Annotated in this window: 15 protein-coding genes and 1 tRNA gene; 10 read left to right on the forward strand and 6 right to left on the reverse strand. The window is 37.9% G+C overall.

The window, feature by feature from the left end; translation table 11 throughout:
• The first annotated feature begins 11 nt into the window (after positions 1-11).
• From traN to SOLCA_RS22675, 5 genes are read left to right on the forward strand one after another with little or no spacing between them, the layout of a single operon-like run.
• Positions 12-869, forward strand: a complete 858-nt coding sequence (gene traN, locus SOLCA_RS01045) for a conjugative transposon protein TraN (protein ID WP_014678588.1) — start codon at positions 12-14, stop codon at positions 867-869.
• Between the two features lie 32 nt (positions 870-901).
• Entirely contained in the window at positions 902-1,714 is an 813-nt protein-coding gene (locus tag SOLCA_RS01050; RefSeq protein WP_014678589.1) for a hypothetical protein, read from the forward strand.
• A 39-nt stretch (positions 1,715-1,753) separates the two neighbouring features.
• Positions 1,754-2,038, forward strand: a complete 285-nt coding sequence (locus tag SOLCA_RS01055; RefSeq protein WP_014678590.1) for a hypothetical protein — start codon at positions 1,754-1,756, stop codon at positions 2,036-2,038.
• 55 nt (positions 2,039-2,093) lie between these two features.
• The gene (locus SOLCA_RS23005; protein WP_014678591.1) at positions 2,094-2,246 is read left to right on the forward strand and encodes a hypothetical protein; all 153 of its coding nucleotides are present in this window, start codon (positions 2,094-2,096) and stop codon (positions 2,244-2,246) included.
• Positions 2,243-3,769, forward strand: coding sequence for a recombinase family protein (locus tag SOLCA_RS22675; protein ID WP_014678592.1), 1,527 nt, complete (start codon positions 2,243-2,245; stop codon positions 3,767-3,769). Before SOLCA_RS23005 ends, SOLCA_RS22675 begins: the two co-directional genes overlap by 4 nt.
• Here SOLCA_RS22675 and SOLCA_RS01060 read toward each other — a convergent pair.
• Positions 3,748-3,824: transfer RNA gene (locus tag SOLCA_RS01060), tRNA-Met, on the reverse strand. The genes SOLCA_RS22675 and SOLCA_RS01060 overlap by 22 nt on opposite strands.
• A gap of 120 nt (positions 3,825-3,944) precedes the next feature.
• Between SOLCA_RS01060 and SOLCA_RS01065 the strand changes: the two genes are divergently transcribed.
• From SOLCA_RS01065 to SOLCA_RS01075, 3 genes are all read left to right on the forward strand, one after another.
• Positions 3,945-4,325 (forward strand): START-like domain-containing protein, encoded by a 381-nt coding sequence (locus tag SOLCA_RS01065; protein WP_014678593.1) that lies wholly within the window; start codon positions 3,945-3,947, stop codon positions 4,323-4,325.
• A 46-nt stretch (positions 4,326-4,371) separates the two neighbouring features.
• Positions 4,372-5,805, forward strand: a complete 1,434-nt coding sequence (locus SOLCA_RS01070; protein WP_014678594.1) for an LptF/LptG family permease — start codon at positions 4,372-4,374, stop codon at positions 5,803-5,805.
• A gap of 70 nt (positions 5,806-5,875) precedes the next feature.
• Positions 5,876-7,087 (forward strand): bifunctional 3,4-dihydroxy-2-butanone-4-phosphate synthase/GTP cyclohydrolase II, encoded by a 1,212-nt coding sequence (locus tag SOLCA_RS01075; RefSeq protein ID WP_014678595.1) that lies wholly within the window; start codon positions 5,876-5,878, stop codon positions 7,085-7,087.
• Positions 7,088-7,108: 21 nt separating this feature from the next.
• On the opposite strand, the gene SOLCA_RS01080 is transcribed toward SOLCA_RS01075, so the two are convergent.
• Complete coding sequence (locus SOLCA_RS01080; RefSeq protein WP_014678596.1) at positions 7,109-11,587, reverse strand: translocation/assembly module TamB domain-containing protein; 4,479 nt, start codon at positions 11,585-11,587, stop codon at positions 7,109-7,111.
• 114 nt (positions 11,588-11,701) lie between these two features.
• Here SOLCA_RS01080 and tsaD point away from each other — a divergent pair, with 114 nt between their 5' ends.
• Positions 11,702-12,703, forward strand: coding sequence for a tRNA (adenosine(37)-N6)-threonylcarbamoyltransferase complex transferase subunit TsaD (gene tsaD / locus SOLCA_RS01085; protein ID WP_014678597.1), 1,002 nt, complete (start codon positions 11,702-11,704; stop codon positions 12,701-12,703).
• A 384-nt stretch (positions 12,704-13,087) separates the two neighbouring features.
• Here the strand turns inward: tsaD and SOLCA_RS01090 are convergent, their stop codons facing one another.
• The 4 genes from SOLCA_RS01090 to SOLCA_RS01105 form a co-directional block, all read right to left on the reverse strand.
• Complete coding sequence (locus SOLCA_RS01090; RefSeq protein WP_014678598.1) at positions 13,088-13,558, reverse strand: DinB family protein; 471 nt, start codon at positions 13,556-13,558, stop codon at positions 13,088-13,090.
• Positions 13,559-13,739: 181 nt separating this feature from the next.
• Entirely contained in the window at positions 13,740-14,759 is a 1,020-nt protein-coding gene (gene recA / locus SOLCA_RS01095; RefSeq protein ID WP_014678599.1) for a recombinase RecA, read from the reverse strand.
• A 94-nt stretch (positions 14,760-14,853) separates the two neighbouring features.
• A complete protein-coding gene (nth, locus tag SOLCA_RS01100; RefSeq protein WP_014678600.1) occupies positions 14,854-15,507 on the reverse strand; it encodes an endonuclease III in 654 nt (217 codons plus the stop codon).
• A gap of 487 nt (positions 15,508-15,994) precedes the next feature.
• Entirely contained in the window at positions 15,995-16,219 is a 225-nt protein-coding gene (locus SOLCA_RS01105; RefSeq protein WP_014678601.1) for a hypothetical protein, read from the reverse strand.
• A gap of 346 nt (positions 16,220-16,565) precedes the next feature.
• On the opposite strand from SOLCA_RS01105, the gene SOLCA_RS01110 reads away from it, so the two are divergent.
• The gene (locus tag SOLCA_RS01110; protein WP_245536742.1) at positions 16,566-19,757 is read left to right on the forward strand and encodes a SusC/RagA family TonB-linked outer membrane protein; all 3,192 of its coding nucleotides are present in this window, start codon (positions 16,566-16,568) and stop codon (positions 19,755-19,757) included.
• The last annotated feature ends 16 nt before the right edge of the window (positions 19,758-19,773 follow it).

The following is a 19,773-nucleotide window of genomic DNA, read 5'->3' on the forward strand; positions in this document are numbered from 1 at the left end:
AAATAATTCCAATGAAAAAGATAAGTGTGTTAGGGTTAATCGGAATTGTTCTATTCCTTTTTAGTCCATTACTTAAAGCTCAAGATGTATCCTCACTGCAAGATGAAGAATACATCCCCAAACGATTGACCATAACCTGTTTCAAAACCACCTGTATTGTATTTCCTTTTGCAATCAAAAGTGTGGACCGGGGAACTAAGGATTTATTGGTTCAAAAAGTTAAGGATGTTTCGAATGTGCTGCTGCTGAAAGCTGCAAAACCGGAATTCGATGAAACTAATCTTACAGTGATTACTGCGGATGGAAAGCTGTATTCATTTCTTGTGAATTATGCGGAAAATCCTGTTAGCTACTTAATCAGGATTGAAAATCCTTATGGTAAAACAGAGCCAGAAGTTTTGTTCTCCAATGAGAATGGCAAGGAAGCGCATACTATCCAAGTGGCTGAAAAATTAGCTAAACAGAAAGCCTTCATTAATCATAAGAAAGACAAAAAGTATGGTATCGAAATCAGTCTGGAAGGTGTCTATGTGAAAGACAATTTGATGTATTTACAGTTCAAGCTGCAAAATTACGCTGACATCGGGTACGATATTGAACAATTCCGGCTGACAATTCTTGATCAGCAGAAATCCAAGCGAACAGCCATTCAGCAAATGGAACTTAATCCGGTAGCTATTTATGGTGATACGAAGATGATCAAGGAGCGGTCAGCACAACGAATTATTTTTGCTTTACCTAAGTTCACTATCCCGGATATGAAATATCTGCAAGTACAACTTATGGAACAAAATGGCGGCAGGCATTTGTCTTTAAAAATCCGAAATCCCACAATCGTAAGAGCCAAGCCCCTACAGCAGTTATTTTAATTGTTCAATTCACACATTAAAAGTAAAAGATTATGAATCAGAAAAATTTTGAATACCTGAGCAATCAGCTAAAGTTTTCCGGTTTCGGAGAGGGATTAGAAAGTGAATTAAAGCTGCATCTTGAAAAACAGCAACCTCAGTTTGAATTAAAGCATCAAATGGAATATGGAAAAGATGAAATTAAAGCCTTGCTTCACTTTAGAAAATCGGATCAAAGCGACTTGTACTTTTTTAACAAGTACGACTTGGAACTGAAACAAGCAGGTGCCAATGATTCTCTAAAGCAAATATTTTACATGGCAAATGATCATACCATTACTTTAAAGGAAGCATATAACCTGATGAGCGGCAGGTCGGTTAATAAGGATTTGTACAACAAAGAAGGAATGTTATACAATGCCTGGCTGCAACTGGATTTCAAGCAAACGGAAGAGAACGGTAATTTCAAGATTCGACAGTTTCACCAGAACTATGGCTTTGACCTTTCAAGGGAATTGGATAAGCACCTGATTAAAGAATTAAACTCGGAACAAGAAAGAAGCCGGTTAATTGAATCCTTAAATCGAGGCAACCGTCAGGTGGTCACCTTTGTTTATGAGTCAGGAGAACAGAAACGGTACGTCGAAGCAAGTCCTCAGTTTAAAGCTATTAATATTTACGATAACAATTTACGTCGTGTAGGAATAAGAGAAATTGCTGGAGAAAAAGAATCTCCTGGTGATGCTAACTCATTGCGAAAGGAAGCTAATAAAACTCAGCAGAAGTTATCCGAAGGGGATGATGAGCCGGAAGCAACGAAAGAAAGCAACAAAAAAATAAAACGTAAACGGCAGTCGATTCATTAATGCTCAAGGGAGGTTGAATAAGAAATAGCTACTAAATAAATGGCTACGCTAAAGGAATTATCGGAGTTTTTTGATGCGATTCAGGGGGATCCCAAAATAAGTGTAACACACGTTTCACTTTTTATGGCTATCCTCAAGTGCTATCATAACCAGGGATATAAAAGTCCTGTAACTGTATTTAGTTATGAGTTAATGCCGATAGCAAAAATATCCAGTAGTGCTACTTTTCATAAAACACTGCGTGAATTAGCTGAGTACAGGTATATCCGGTATGAACCATCGTTTAATAATCGAAGAAAGAGTAGGATATTTCTTAATGAGTAATAGTGTTTAAGTATGGCCCGGAAACGGGCTTTTTTCATTAGCGAGGAGAAGTGAGATGGAATTTGGAGAACAGGGCAATAGCTCAATTGTGAAAAAAGAAAAAGAGGAACAAAGACATGTGAATGATTTTAGTACAGATGAATTAAAAATGCTAAATTTAGTAGTAGAAATTATTGTTGAATACCTATTACAAAATGATGATTTATGAATGCTATTGGCTATATGCGATTAAGTGTAAGAGATCAATCTCGTTATTCACTGGAGTATCAGGAACAGAGTATACGCGATTATTGCACCCGTAATAATCTTGTATTGACAGCCTTGTTTAAAGATAATGGAGAAAGTAGTTATACATTTGATCGCCCCGACTATAAAGCCGTAGAAACATTCATTAAGAAACATAAGGGTCAAAACCAATATTTTATTATAATGGATCATGACCGCTTCAGTAGAAATCTTGCTGAAGCATTAATGAAAATAAGTGAGCTTGAAACTAAATATCATATTAAAGTAATAGCAACGCATGAATCCGTTGATATTGACACAAATGATCCTACTGTTTTTATGCAGCGTGCTTTTCGTTATCTATTAGCCAATGAAGAATTGCTAAGGATTAGAAAAAGAACCCGAGATGGAATGCGTCAAGCCCAACAATCGGGTAGATATTTAGGGTTAGCCCCCTTTGGTTATACAAATTCAAAGGATTCCGATGGCAAAGCAGTATTGTTGGTTGACGATAAGCACGCTTTAATAATCCAAACTATTTTCATGGAGTACCTTTCTGGTACACCTATCAACGAAATTCAAAAAAGAGCTAAGGAAAAAGGTTTCTCCAGAAATGGTAATAGTGCAATAAGAAGAGTTTTAAGTAATTCCGTATATGCAGGATTAATAAAGGTTGTAGCAGAAAAGAATAAACCTGAAAAATATGTAAAAGGGCTGCATATACCTATTATTAACAGTGCTGATTTTTGGAAGGTTCAAGAAAAACTGGGGAATATTAAGCCCCTAAAAACACAGCTGCGAGATGATTTTCCATTGCGTGGTGTTCTTAGATGCTGGTGTGGTAAACACATGACTGCCGGATTTTCAAAAGGAAAAAACAAATACTATCTATATTATAGATGTAGAGAACACAGCTCAGTTAATATCCCAGGCATAGTTTTACATGAACAGTTTGAAAAATTGTTAAAGATTTTAAGTTTTTCTCAAGATCAGGTTGATTATATAACCAAACAATGTTTAAAGCGTTTGAAAGATTCAACCAAAGATATTGAAAGTCAACAAGCCTCAAGGTTAAAGCAACTTGAAGAAATTAACCGCAAACTCGACAAGTTAGAAGGAAGGTTAATGGAAGATGAAATTGATAGTGCAACTTATAAAAAGTGGCATAAGAAATATTCTTACGAGAAAGTATTAATTACAGAGGAGATTAGTCAATTGACCAAAAAGGAAAATTCTGATTGGGAACAGAAAATTAAGAAAGTTTTGCCTGAGTTAACAAGACTGAATGAGATATATGAAATCGCATCCCTTCACAATAAACAATCTTTAATACGTGAGGTGTTCAAACATGATCTCACCTACTCTGACGGAGCATTTAGAACACCCTTGGTTAATCATTTATTTAGCTGTAACTCGCTGAAAGCCAATGAAAAAGGGTTGCTTTTTATTGAGCAACCCTCTGTTGTTTGGGAGTCAGTCCCATGTGGTAGCGGAGACGGGAGTTGAACCCGTGACCTCAGGGTTATGAATCCTGCGCTCTAACCATCTGAGCTACCCCGCCAATTATGGTTTTTATTTGTATCTTTACCCGATACCCCTTTTCTGAAAAGGTTTGCAAATATAGAAGAAATTAACGTACTTTAAAAATAAGATTGACCAAAATTTTTAATTTTTGTGCTGGATGGGAGCTAAAAAGAAATATAGCCTTGAATATGAGATACATTCATCGCCTAAAATATTATTTAATTTTATCAGTACACCGAACGGGTTGGCCCAATGGTTCGCTGATGATGTAACTGTGAGAGATGATCTCTATACTTTTAGGTGGAACTCGGAACTTCAAAAGGCACGATTGCTCGGTCTGCGGGACAATAAATCAGTAAAGTTTAAGTGGGAAGATGATGAACCATATTGTTATTTTGAATTAGAAATTCTACAAGACGAACTTACAGGCGATGTTGCGTTAGCAGTTACCGATTTTACTACCGAAGATGAAAAAAGTGAAAAGAAATTAATCTGGGACAATCAGGTTGATAATCTCTTGAGTCTTATCGGAGCATAAGCATTTTTGTTTCTTATTTAATACCTTTGTGCCTTAAATAAGTCGGATGAAAAAGCTTCATAAGCTCATAATAATATCGTATTTAAGACCTTTCGTAGCAACCTTCTTTATCGTTTCATTCATCTTATTGATGTTGTTTTTATTTAAATACATCGATGAGTTGGTTGGAAAGGGTTTAGAGTGGTACACTATTCTTCAGTTATTGGGCTATAATTTTGCGGTTAACGTTCCGTTAGCCTTGCCGTTGGCCATACTTTTAGCCTCTATCATGACCTTTGGTAACCTGGGCGAGCAGTATGAACTGGTAGCAATTAAGGCATCCGGCATTTCATTATCCAGAGCTATGATTCCGTTGGTAGTGGTGATGGTATTCTTAAGTATTGCAGCTTTTTATTTCTCCAATATCGTGATGCCTCATTCCTTTCTTAAAATGGCCTCGCTACTCTATGATGTAAGGCAAAAGAAAGCAGCATTCAATATTCCGGAGGGCGTTTTTTACAATGACCTCGAAGGATATTCCATTCGAGTGAACCATAAAGATAAAGACGGCAAAACCCTTCATGAGCTTATGATCTATGATCATACCAAAGGAAATGGCAATATGAGCGTAATCATGGCGAATAAAGGGGAGATGTTTAAATCTGATGATGGTCGTTATTTAGTGTTAAATTTGTTTGATGGGGTTCGTTATGAAGAATCGCCGGGTGATAATGGCTATAATGAACGTCAGCGACAAACACGTATTCGGTTTAAGGAGTTTGGGTTGAAGTTCGATATGTCGGGCTTTAATCTTTCCAGAACAAAGGAAGAATTATTTAAAGATAACTATCAAATGCTGAATGTTCGTCAGCTAATGGCGAAAGAAGATTCCCTGCAAAACCTGATGGCCCTAAAGCAACGTAACCTGAGTTTGTACGTAAAACCAACCTTTTTAATATACCGTCCGCAGGCAAACTTTGCTAAATTAAAAGCCGATACCAACCTTAAGTGGAAAAATAAGGACATCATAATGAATTTGCCTAAGTCGGATCGCTTGCTCACTGTTGATGATGCAATAAATTCGATGAGAAATGTTAAAAGCTATTTAACATCGGCTAAGGATGAAGATAAGGCACAGGTAGAAATTTTAAGAAAGCATATGGTCGAATTTCACCGTAAATTTACCTTGTCATTCGCTTGTATGGTATTGTTCTTTATCGGTGCGCCAATGGGAGCAATTGTACGTAAAGGCGGATTAGGATTACCTGTTGTAGTGTCGATCTTGTTTTTCCTTGTTTTTCACGTTTTATCAATCAGTGGTGAAAAGTTTGCAAAACAAGGGGCTTTGGCTCCTTATCAGGGAATGTGGATGGCAACCATTGTATTGGTTCCAATCGGTGCTTTTTTAACCTACAAAGCGGCAACAGACTCTGCGCTATTTGATGTAGAAAAGTATCAACGGTTTTTTAAGAATCTGTTCTCCAAAAAGAAAGAAGTATAATATCAAGCATATTTGCAACCTTAAAACTTAACCGCGCTAAGGTTGTTCAATATAAATAAACCTTATAATAATGTTAAATACAATAGAGGAAGCGATAGAGGATATCAAAGCCGGGAAGATGTTGATTGTGGTGGATGATGAGGATCGCGAAAACGAAGGCGATTTTTTAATGGCCGCAGAAAAAGTTACTCCTGAAGATATCAACTTCATGATAACACATGGAAAAGGTTTAGTTTGTGCGCCAATTACTGCCCAGCGTTGTGAGGAGTTAAAGCTCGAAATGATGGTGGGAAGAAATACGGCTACACATGAAACTAACTTTACTGTTTCGGTAGACTTGTTGGGTCATGGTTGTACTACAGGAATCTCTGCTCAGGATAGAGCTAAGACTATTCAGGCGATGATCGATCCTAATCTTGATCCTGCTGAATTAGGTCGTCCGGGACATATTTTTCCTTTACGTGCTGTTGAAGGAGGAGTGATACGTCGTGCCGGGCATACGGAAGCGGCAGTTGATTTACCTCGTATGGCCGGATTATACCCAGCAGGTGTTATTTGCGAGATTATGAACGAAGACGGAACGATGGCACGATTACCCGATCTTCTGAAAATTGCCGAAAGATTTAATTTGAAAGTAATCTCTATCCAGGATTTGATCTCTTACCGTTTGAGTAAAGAGTCGTTAATCCGTAAAGAGGTTTCAGTTAAGCTACCTACCGAGTGGGGTGATTTTGATATTGTTGCGTTCACCCAGTTGAATACCGGAGAAAATCATTTAGCCTTAGTTAAAGGAACCTGGGAGCCTAATGAGCCTGTATTAGTTCGTGTTCACTCTTCATGTGTTACCGGAGATATCTTTGGTTCTTGCCGTTGTGATTGTGGTCCGCAGCTTCATAAAGCCATGGAAATGGTGGAGAAAGCCGGCAAAGGACTCATTATCTATATGAATCAAGAGGGCAGAGGCATTGGGCTGATCAATAAATTGAAAGCATACCATTTACAAGAAAATGGATTAGATACCGTTGAAGCAAACCTGAAATTAGGTTTCAAGATGGATGAACGTGATTATGGTGTTGGAGCTCAAATTATTCGTTCGCTGGGGGTTACCAAGATGAAATTAATGTCTAACAATCCTACAAAACGTGCCGGATTAATTGGTTATGGGTTAGAGGTGGTGGAAACAGTGCCAATTGAGATAACACATAATGAGCATAACGAAAATTATTTAATGACCAAACGAGATAAAATGGGTCATGCTATAATGAAAAACGATCCTGAATAATCAGGATCGTTTTTTTATTTATTAGAATTCAACCCGCTCACTGTCGTCAGCGTTGTCTTTTATATTTTCTTTGGCTTTTGCTTTTTCGAGTTCTTGTTTCTCGCGCTCTAGCCTTTCTTTTTCTTCCTGCTGTTTTTTCCGTTCTTCCAATCGTTGTTGTCTTCTGATTTCAGCTAGTCGTTGTTTCTTACGGGAGTTTTCGAAAAACTCTTTCCAGCTGTCAAAGTCTTTCCTGTACAGAATACCAACGCCTTGTTTATAATCAGAATCGTAAACCAAGTCATTACTGTTGGTAGTATTTGAGTGATTATAGGCTTTCAAACGAAGATTTCCATCAGGGAATATTAAATACTCTACATCGATATCGCTACTCAGGGCCGAACTGTTATTGGTATTATAATTACTGTTACCGGTAATGTTCTTATCTCGTGATGTAAATTGGCCGTTGATGATCAAGCGTTGATTTAACAAACGAACATTTCCTCCGAATTCGGTTTGCCCGCTCGCGTTTACGTTGGCATTCACATCAAAGTTTTGTGCGCCGATCGCCTCATTTAATAATGACGATAGTTTGGAAGATGCCAAATCAACTAATGAACCCGCGATAGCACCCTGTCCGAAGTTTTGGTTTTCAGATGTAAAACTTCCGGTAGATAATAGTCCGAATGCTTGTTTCTGAACATTACCCTCACTGCTGAAATAAGAAGCAAATGTATTTTCGTACAACGACTCGTTTTGAGGGAACGCAATCTTAAAGTCGTAGGTCATCTCGCTCAAGCTTCCCGAAACGTTGATAAGTGTATTAACAGTGATCCGCTGATTCATTTTTTCTTCAGAAGTTTCCGTTATACGGGCATCCGAATACAGGTTTGTCAAACTCGAACGGGTTTCATAAATCGCATTAACATTCATTCGCGCATCGTAAGGGTCTCCGTTAAAACGAACCGTACTTCCGTCAGAAATTTTGAATGTCTTTTTAATTCCCGGAATGCTCATGTCATATTTACCTTCTGTAAGGTTATATAGCCCAAACATCTGGAAATCTCCCAAGGTATTTATTCTAAGCTGAAGGTTACCATTTCCCTTACCTGTCATTGTTCCACCCGAGTTTTCTCCTAATAAAATTGAAACTTCTGCGGTAGGGTTAACGGTAAGGTCGAAATTCAGACGAAGTTTTAACTCTGAGTCTTCCTTCTTTTTAAGGTTTGCCAGTGTATCACGACTAACAAAGGTTACTAACTCGTCGCTACCAACGCTACTCTCATCAGAAATTGGAAGGAAGAACTGTGTGCCTTCATTAGTTGTTGCATTAATATCGATAAGCATATCGTTCAACGGGCCTTGGAAAAGGAAATTCCCGGTTGCGTACGCCGTTCCGTAGTAAATTTCGTTATCCTTTATAGTGGTGTTCAATGCCTGGAACCGATTGGCATTCAGACGTAAGTTTAACTTAACACTGTTAAGGTCAGAAAGGTCCATGTAACCATTGGCTGTAGCTGTGTGGTTTTTAACATCTCTTAAGTTGAAATTTTCAAATGTAATCCGACTATTCTCTACACCCAATTTATCATTAATTGTATAGCGGGTATTTAAGTAATCAACTCTTACTCCTGCATTGTTAAAAGATAAGGTACCGTTGATTTTTGGTTTAGCAATGCTACCGCGAACCAGTAAATTCATGGAGGTTTTGCCACTAAGATCGGAAACCAAACCTGTTAAGAAGGGTTGGAAAATAACCAGACTGGTTTCGTTCATCTCTACATCGGCAAAGATGTTGTCTTCTTTTTTTGTCGGTTGAGCAGATCCAGAAACACTGATTTTGGTAACGTCATCCTGCATCACATTCATTGAGAAGTTTACCTCATTGGTTTCACTGTACCATCGAGAAGAAATTTCGGCATCACCCAAAATATTATTGTTAAGACCAAGTTCATGAACGATCATGTCAGAACTCACTTTCGGCGCTTTTAAAACAGCAATCGTACTTGCATTTCCGGTTACGTAACCGCTGAGCCTTATGCCCTGGCTTTTTAGAAACGGATTTAAAATATTAAGGTCAAGATTGCGGAGATTAACAGTAAGAGGTTCATTATCTGTTTTAGAGATCATCCCCTCAACTGTTAATCGTTGGTCTTTATTATGCAGGGTAAAATCTTCAACGTGATAACCGTCCTCAGCAAATAGAATCCTGAACTTATCGTCAATTTTCCATCTTTCACTGTTAAGAGTTAACTCTGAAGGAAGTACACTAAAGATGGTGGAATCAGGAGTGAACAATAATTCCGCATTTAAGTCAAGTGCGTTGGTGCCTTTAGGATCTACTAGTTTTAGGTTGGAATTTACCTTGTCATTTCTCAGGTAGTTCGACATACCCACATCGTTGAACCTTAAGCTGTCCATTGCAAATGTTCCCAATGCAAGGTTCAGGAATAATGACTCATTACTATTACCCTGGTCAAGAATCAAGTTGTCGACCTCAAAGTTCTGGTACTTCAATTTTTTGATAGAACCATTAATAGTCATTTGATTCTTCTCACTATTGAAGTTACCAATGAATAACCCTTTCTCCGGAATCTTCAGGTCAGGAATAAAGATGGAAGTAATAGGAGTAAGGTCCTTTAGATAGATACCGAATTTAAAGTTCTGTGGAACGTGAGCTTTTGTTTGTTTCCATTTGAATGAAGGTAAATAAGCAGAAAGCATACTTTTTACTGCACCTTCCAAACGGGTTAAGGTATAATCTCCCTCAAAGCCTGCATTCAGCATATCTGATCTAAGTAAGAGTCTTTTAGCGGTGTCTCCCCTCATCTCCGAGATCACCTGGATACTGTCTAAATCAAATGAACCTTGTTTGGTGGTTAATTTAGTGCCTTCTAATAACAACTTACCCAGTACATTATCAATAGTGGTTCCGGTAAAGTTGCTACTGATATAAGTTGAAATAGCCAGCGTGTCTTTCATTAGCTTTAGCGCACGAAAATCAGCCTGCTTAATATCAGCTGTAAAGTTGTAAGATGGATTTTGGTTTAAATTGAATTTACCGTCAAAATCGATTATAAGATTTTTATCGTTGATGTTAAATGAGCCGTTAAATTTCTTAAGAGCCAAACTTCCGTTGATATCAATGTTTTGGTAGCGGTAACCATTATAATCAAAATAGGTAATCTTGGCATTCAGATCATCCTTCATTGTTTTGAAGTCAAAACCTTGTCCGTCAACATTGGCAGAAAGGGTTGTTTTGCCTAATGATTTAACACCGCTAAGTTTACCAATATCCAGGTCGGTGGTATTTACAAACCCTTTGTACAATGGTTTTTTCATGTCTCTGAAATCCATTGCAAGGTCAGTTAATGCAGAACCTGCATCACTTATCAAAATGCCTTTAATCTTGAAATTGTTATAACGACCTTTGAATGTTCCCTTGAAATCAACATTTCCAACCTGCTTCAGAATTTCTGGTAAAGCAACATCCTTCTGGTCTATGCTTGCTAGAATCTTATTGATATCATCACTATTGGTCACTAATTGTGCAAACTCAAGATCCATATCCGTGTCATTAATATGGGGCAATCCTTTGATAGCGATATTTCCTTTGATAAGTGTTTTATCGCCTGCACTAAAGGTTATGTTTTTAGTTTGTAGGTTGGTTACTGTTCCTTTTACAGTTCCGTCGAGGTTAACTTTAAGGGTGTAATCTTTAATGGCCGGAGCAAAATAGGTGATATCCTTAAAGTCTAGATGTGAGCGCTTAAAGTCGGCATCCATGTAAACCTTGCGAACAAAATGTTTGAAATCGCCAATACGATTATACCTAAAAGCTAAGTACTTACTGATATTACTATGAGGAGTGATCAGTTTTAAGTTATTAATTTCAATTTCTTTAGGGGTATACTTTACACGGCCGGCCAGTTTGTTAAGTACAAAGCCGCATTTCTCTTGCGCACTAAGATTTTTGAGGTTGGCAAGAATAACATCTCCATCCATGTTTACATCATTGGCCTGAATATTTACACCATATGCACGGATGTCAGCATAATTCATCCCCTCAGTTTTGGATGTATCGCTTTCATCTTTATAGATGAATGTCAGGTTCTTAATATCTATGTTGTTAACAGATAATTCGAAAGGCTTTGAAGGAGGTTTGGTAGTAGTGTCCGGAGCGCCGCTGAAGTAATTGATGATAAAGCTTAAATTTGTTGATTTTTTATCCTTTAACTCCTTGTAAGCGAAATAGGTATCGCTCAATTTTAGGTCAGCTACAGCTATTTTTCTGTTTTTCAGATTGAACTTGTTAAGGTCAACTTCAAGATAGCCGGAATAAAGCAAGGTGTCTTTTTTCAGGTCCTCAATGTATAAGCCTTCAATAACGACAGACTTAATAAACTTGATGTACAAACCTTTGATCTGAACCTTTGTTTTAAGTTCTTTAGAGAGATAATCGGCACCAAACTGAGCGGCTTTTGTTTGAAACCACTTGGTCTGACCGGCAAAATACAGCATCACCAGCAAGATGATTACCAAGCTGAATAAGTATAGCAGCGTTTTGCCTAATATTTTAATAACTTTGCCGATATTCTTAAAAACGTTTTTTAATTGCTCTGATATATAATAATTATGCCAGTAATTTTGGGAATCGAGTCGTCATGTGATGAAACTTCCGCTTCGGTATGTGCTGACGGTCAAATCTTATCCAATGTAATTGCTAATCAAACAGTTCACGAAGCTTTTGGGGGTGTTGTTCCCGAATTGGCATCACGCGTACATCAGCAAAATATTATACCCACTATCCACAAGGCAATTATCGACGCTAAAATAAGCAAAAAAGATATAAATGCGGTTGCTTTTACGCGTGGACCGGGTCTTTTAGGCTCACTTTTAGTTGGGTCTTCTTTTGCCAAATCATTTGCATTGGGTATGAACATTCCTTTGATCGATGTGAACCATATGCAAGCTCATATTTTAGCACATTTTATCGACGATCCAAAGCCGGTTTTTCCGTTTCTATGTCTCACAGTATCAGGCGGTCATACGCAAATTGTTAAAGTGAATGACTATTTTGATATGGAACTGATCGGGCAAACAACAGACGATGCAGCTGGTGAGGCTTTTGACAAAGCGGCAAAGATGTTGAATCTTCCTTATCCGGGCGGACCGTTGATCGATAAATATGCTAAAGAAGGAAATCCATCTGCTTATCAGTTTCCTGAACCTCAAATTCCGGGATTAGATTTTAGCTTTAGTGGGTTAAAAACGGCATTTCTTTATTTTGTGAGAGATAAGCAAAAGGAGAATCCGAATTTCCTGGAGGAAAACATGGCTGATGTTTGTGCGTCTATTCAACATCGTATCGTTTCTGTTTTGATCAATAAAATGAAAAAAGCAGTAAAAGAAACCGGGATCAACCAGGTGGCAATTGCTGGAGGAGTATCGGCTAATTCAGGATTAAGAAATGCTTTACTGGAAGCGGAACAAAAATGGAAATGGAAGGTGTTTATTCCAAAGTTTGAATACTGTACCGATAATGCAGCCATGATTGCTATTGCCGGATATCATAAATACTTAAAAGGTGAATTTGTAGGGCAGGAGGTGAGCCCGTTAGCAAGATGGAGTATTTAGCATATATCTTGTCATGCTAAGGCAGGAAGCATTTGAGTAAATAAACCTTGCCTCACATAATCTTGTCATGCTGAGGTACGAAGCATCTTTTGCAATAATGTTGTAAAAGTGCCATTTGTTGAAGTTGCCTTAGAGTGTTTTTTAAAGAACACACCCCTAACCCCTCTCAAGAGGGGACTTCGAATCAGCTACGCTGATGTTAGCCAATTCTAACTCACAATGCGAACATAACACTCTTGCCTTTATATAATCTTGTCATACTGAGGCACGAAGCATCTGTTACCTAAAGGAGAATGCTTCCTTTTTAGGGACAAGGGGTGTTTTCTCTATATTCAAACAAAAAACTCCGAAGCTTTAACTTCTGAGTTTTTTGTTATAATTTTTTTAATCCCAGATTAATGGTCTTTCAATACCCAACGTTCGTAAATAAGAAAGTAATTGACCCATGTGAACAGCTTCATGAAATACAATCCGATTTAAATAATCACCAAGAATTTTTCGTTGATTCTTAGTAGGTCTGATTATTTCAATTGTTGATAAATCATCTTCTGAATAATCCTTGATTTCTTGCATGAACTTATCGCTGAAAAATTGGGCAAAATCAAGCTCTTGTTCAACGGTTGTATAAGGTAGGTTGTCCCAAGGAGATTTAAAATCTCCAAGTTCTCCTCTGTTTTGGATGATCACATGGTAAATGTGCTCTGATTCCAATACGTGTCTAACCATTTCAATACAAGACATAGCCTCATGATCTGGTTTCCAATGCAAAAAATCAATAGGAATACCTTTCCAAAGGTTTATACTTCTTCTACGGGTTTCTTTAAAGTTTAATAAAATGGCTTCTTTAGCAGTCATTAGCGTATAATGTAAATATTAGTTTAGTCTTGTTCTGCATACTTTTCGCAGTAACGACAACCGCTCCATGTCCAATAAAAAACTCCGAAGCAATTAACTTCGGAGTCCTAATTATGCGATTTTAAGATCCCGATGGCAAACGGTATAATCTGTATAATCGAACATTGGTGAAATCACCAACTTATTCTTCATTATCTTGCATGCTTTCGCCGGTAACAACATGTCTGATTTTGCCTTCCAGTTCTTCCATCAGCTCAGGGTTGTCAAGGATCAGTTGTTTAACCGCGTCGCGGCCCTGACCTAATTTGCTGTCTCCGTAGCTGAACCATGAACCTGATTTCTTAATGATTTCATATTCAACACCTAAGTCGATAATTTCGCCGGCTTTAGAAATACCTTCGCCGTACATAATGTCGAACTCAGCTAAACGGAAAGGAGGAGCAACCTTGTTTTTAACGATTTTAACTTTTACGCGGTTACCTGCAACTTCTTCACCATCTTTAATTTGTCCGGTTCTGCGGATATCCAAACGAACAGATGCATAGAATTTCAATGCGTTACCACCAGTAGTTGTTTCAGGGTTACCAAACATTACACCGATTTTTTCACGTAGCTGGTTGATGAAAATACAGCAACATCCTGTTTTGCTGATTGTACCGGTAAGTTTACGCAATGCTTGTGACATCAAACGAGCTTGTAAACCCATTTTAGAATCACCCATTTCGCCTTCAATCTCACCTTTAGGAACCAATGCAGCTACCGAGTCAATAACAATGATGTCAATTGCTCCTGAGCGGATCAGGTTATCAGCAATTTCTAATGCCTGCTCACCATTATCAGGTTGTGAAATCAATAAATTATCAACATCAACACCTAATTTTTTAGCATAAAACTTGTCAAAAGCATGCTCAGCGTCGATGATTGCTGCGATACCACCTTTTTTCTGTGATTCAGCAATGGCGTGAATCGCTAAAGTGGTTTTACCTGATGATTCCGGACCGTATATTTCAATGATACGACCTTTTGGTAATCCACCAATTCCTAATGCAATATCTAATCCTAAAGAACCAGTTGAAATGGCCTCGATCGGCTCAATTGCCGTATCGCCCAATTTCATAATGGTGCCTTTTCCGTATGATTTTTCAAGTTTGTCTAACGTAAGTTGTAAAGCTTTTAGCTTTTCCAGTTTATTTTCGCTCATGGTACGTTTTGTTCTTGTTATAAAGTAAGTGTAAAAATAGAATAATATTTTTGAAAAATGCTAAATTTTTTTTCAATGATAAAAAAATTAGTATTTAAATTGCTTTTTTTAGCACTACTTGCTCAAAGTATTTGCAAAAGCTTGTAAGCGGACAAATATCGCATTTGGGGCTGCGTGCTAAACAGATATAACGACCATGTAAAATCAGCCAATGGTGTGCAACATGGATCTTATCTTGTGGAATATTCTTTACTAATTGCTTTTCGGCAGCCAGGGGTGTTTTGGCATTGGTGGTAAGCCCAATTCGTGCTGCAACCCTAAATACATGGGTGTCAACAGCCATTTTCGGCTGGCTGTAAATAACAGAAGCAATAACGTTAGCGGTTTTTCTGCCAACCCCCGGCATTTCCTGCAGTTCTTCAACTGTGGCAGGAACTTCTCCTTTAAATTTATCCACTAGCAGTTTAGCCATTCCGACTAAATGCTTCGCCTTATTATTAGGATAGCTGATACTTTTAATATAGGTAAAAACCTCATCGGAAGTAGATTCTTTTAAGACCTCGGGTGTAGGATAACGCTCGAACAAAGCCGGAGTAACCATATTTACCCTTTTATCCGTGCACTGCGCCGAAAGTATTACAGCCACTAATAATTCATAGGGGTTTGTATAATGAAGTTCAGTTTCGGCGTCAGGTTGATGTTCTGAAAAATAATCTATAAAAGCTTTATATCTGTCTTTCTTGATCATGACCAAAGATAGGTTTTATAGTTCATAGATGGTTCCATGGGTTGTTCATAGTTCATGGTTCATAGTCTTGAGTCGCGAGTCCGGAGTTTTGAGCCAATAGGCCATAGACCATAGTCCATGCATTATCTATAATCAATATAACTCAAACTCTAGACCCAGGCTATGATCTATGAACCATGAACTATGATCTATTAACACGACTCCTACTTCTGACTCCTGACTGAGAACTATGGACTATGGACTATCGACCATGGTCCATAGCCTATGCATTATCTATAATCAATATAACTCAAACTCTAGACCCAGGGCTCTGGACTATGATCTATGAACCATGATCTATTAACACGACTCCTGACTCTAGACTCGGGGCTCTGGACTCAGAACTATGATCTATGAAGCATGATCTATCAACTATGAACCATCAACAAACTAAAAAAGGTTTAAGCCACTTTAATGACTTAAACCTTTCGAAAATAAGAAAGCTGAATTACTTACGCGTTGAGCTTGAATATTTCAAGATGTTCTCAATCGCATTCCGGCTAGGTTCTACCATAATTTGGTTTAAGGCCTCCTTTATACTTCCCAGATTATCAAATCCTTCAGTAATAGCCTTTTCTGCTGCCAGGGATTGCTCCATCATTTCAGCTTCTTCGGGTGTTTCTTGAGTTCGCAATTTAGATACAGAATTTTGTTGCGTAAAGGTTTCTATCATAAATGATTATCTAGTTGTTAGCGTGAATAATAAGATAACGACAGTGTATTTCTTTTATTTTATTGATTCCAAAAAAATATTCCTGTAAAAAACAGTATTGTCAGCACTTTAAATAGACTTGTTAGTTAAACTTTGTGTCAATTTATTATCGTATAATTTTTGAGTTAGAATTGATAATCAGGAGTGATTTTATATGATTAAAAATAGACGAACGATATAAAAATGTTAAATAAATAAAGGAAATGTAACAGGCGTAATACAAAATGGTAGCAGTATGGTAATAGGTAATTAGTGTTAGCTTAACACTGTGAAGATAGTTTCGCGGCATAATCAAATCAGATTAAAAGTGGAAAAAATCTTTACTAAACAAATGCGTTTGCAATTATTGGCTATTCTCCTCACGTTGTTCATAACGTATAGCAATTCAATTGCACAAATTGCCCCGATTACGGGAGTTGTTACAGATAAAAATGGCCCCCTGCCAGGTGTAACGGTAAGCATTAAGGGAACCTCAACAGGTACATCAACAGATGGAAATGGTAAGTTTACCTTAAAACCTGCTAAAGAATTAACAAATGCTGATCAGCTTGAATTTAAAAGTATCGGCTATGTAACAGTTGTAAAGCCATTTAAAGGAAATACTGTTAATATAGTGTTGGTGGAAGATACTAAATCACTGAATGAGGTGGTTGTTACCGCTTTAGGTATTAAGAGAGAAGATAAGGCATTGGGTTATGCTGCTCAGTCTATTAATGGCAAAGAAGTAACGGAAGCTCGTTCCAATAACTGGGTAAGTTCGTTATCCGGCAAGGTTTCAGGCTTAAACTTGGTTTCTACCGGATCAGGCCCTTTAAACTCTACCCGTATTACTTTACGCGGTGATAATTCCTTAAATCCAAATGGAAATAACGCCCTGATTGTATTGGATGGAGTTCCGATGGGAAGTTCGATTACTTCAGCAGGAGTAAATGATGCCTACGGTGCAGGTTCCGGTAATGACGTTCCAGTCGATTTTGGTAATGGAATATCAGATATCAACCCTGACGATATTGAAAGTATCACTGTATTAAAAGGTGCAAGTGCAACCGCCTTATATGGTAGTCGCGCAGCCAACGGTGCATTAATTATTACAACCAAATCTGGTGCTCGTAAAACTAAAGGTATAGGTGTTACAGTGAACTCATCAATGAGTTTTAATGATGTGCTTAAGTGGCCTGATTATCAATATGAGTACGGACAAGGTGTTGGTAAAACCTTAACCCCTGCCGGCGATTTATACTACTCTTATGGTGCAACTGCTGATGGTGCAAGCACAAGTGGTACCAGTAGTGCATTTGGTCCTAAGTTTAACGGACAAATGTATTACCAGTATGATCCGTTGACACAAACCGGTAGTACAGAGCGCACCCTTTGGCAGCCTTATAAAAATAATATTAAAGATTTCTGGAGAACAGGATCGACTATAACTAATAGTGTATCTCTTGAAGGCGGTAACGAAAAAGGTTCGGCACGTGCTTCTATCACACATACAAAAAATAACTGGATCATGCCGAATACCGGTTTCGAGCGTATTACGGCTGCCGTTAGTTTAGATTATAAAATATCAGATAAGCTGAAATTAAGCTCTAAGGTAAATTATACCAATAAGCAGAGTGATAACCTTCCGGCAACAGGTTATAATAATCAATCGATATCTTATTTCATGATTTTCCAAAATCCTAACGTAGACCTTGCATGGTATGAACCTCGTTGGAAAAATGGTAAATATGAAATTGATCAGATCCACCCTTTCAGTTCATTCATCGATAATCCCTATGTGATTGCTTATGATATGACCAACTCGCTTAATAACAATCAGGTGGTTGGGAACATTATGGCAAACTATGAGATCTCTAGGAAGTTTGATTTAATGATTCGTTCGGGTATAGATATGAATAATGAAGATCGCGCACAACAACGTCCTTTCAGTACTGCTAATTTCCAGAGTGGTTATTTCAAACAGCAGAATATTTCTAAATATGAAATTAATACCGATGCGTTATTGACTTACCGTGATAAGTTATCTTCTAAGTTCGATCTTTCTGCATCGGTAGGAGCCAACACTATGAACCGTAAATATAATACGGTAAATGGATATGTAGATGGATTGGTTATTCCGGGAACATATAAATTATCTAATGGTATCAATGCACCAACCATGTCGACCATTGCTCAAAATAAAATGGTGAACAGTTTATATGGATTGGCTTCATTATCATATGATAGCAAGATCTTTTTAGACGTAACCGGACGTAATGATTGGTCGAGTACATTGCCGGTTCAAAACAACTCATTCTTCTATCCTTCGGTTAGTTCGAGTTTTATTTTGAACGAGTTGTTTAAGCTACCATCTCAGATCTCGTATGCTAAATTACGTTTATCTGCGGCACAGGTGGGTAATGATACTGATCCTTATAAAACCAATAAATACTATGGACAAAGCGAGTTCCCTGGTTCTGGTTCGGTTTCTACAACCCTATATAACGTAGACTTTAAACCGGAGATTACCACTAGTTACGAGGCCGGACTTGATGTTAAGTTATTTAATGGCAGAGTTGGTTTAGATGCAACTGTTTATAATAATAGAACAAAGAACCAAATTCTGGATGTGCCTTTAGAAGCTGCAACAGGTTACTCAGCAGCAGTTCTAAACGCTGGAATGGTAAGAAATCAGGGTGTTGAGTTAATGTTAAATGCTAAACCTTTTGATAAAGCATTTAAATGGTCGACAACTTTAACATGGTCTAAAAACAGAAATAAAGTGTTAGAACTGGCTGAAGGTATGATAGACCAGCAAGTGATCGGATACGGAGGTAATGCGACCATTATTGCAAAAGTTGGTGGTTCAACAGGTGATATTTATGGTTTTGGATTCGTAAGGTCTCCTGAAGGAAAGATTATCTACACCAAAGATGGTTTACCTGCCCGCGGTTCTGAGATTCAATATATCGGTAATGCTTATGCGGACTGGAAGGGTGGTTTCTTAAATGAATTCTCTTACAAAAATTACCGTTTCAGTTTCCTTGTTGATGGTCAGTACGGAGGTTTGGTGTATTCACAAACACACCACAAAATGAGTGAGCAAGGTAAACTTACCAATACCTTACCTGGTCGTGATGAAGGCTATGTGATTGGTGATGGTGTAGTGAAAAATGCCGATGGAACTTATTCTCCTAACACTACAAAAGTAGCTGTGGGTAACTATTACGCAGACTACTATCGTCGTGCAAATGTGGAGGCAAACTCTTTTGATGCTTCTTATTTAAAATTGAGAGAAGTACGTTTCGAATACACTTTACCTAAAAAATGGTTAAATAAAATTTTCGTTGAGCAGGCAAGCATTGCAGTGTATGGTCGCGACCTGGCGATGATCACTGATTTCCCAATGTTTGATCCTGAAACAGCCGCCCTTAATGGTGGTACTATTCTGCCAGGAGTAGAGATGGGACAATTGCCAAGCCCAAGAACATTTGGTATGAACTTAACGCTGAAATTTTAATTGTTAAAACCTGAAG

The sequence above is a fragment of the Solitalea canadensis DSM 3403 genome (assembly GCF_000242635.2).
Taxonomy (GTDB): Bacteria; Bacteroidota; Bacteroidia; order Sphingobacteriales; family Sphingobacteriaceae; genus Solitalea; species Solitalea canadensis.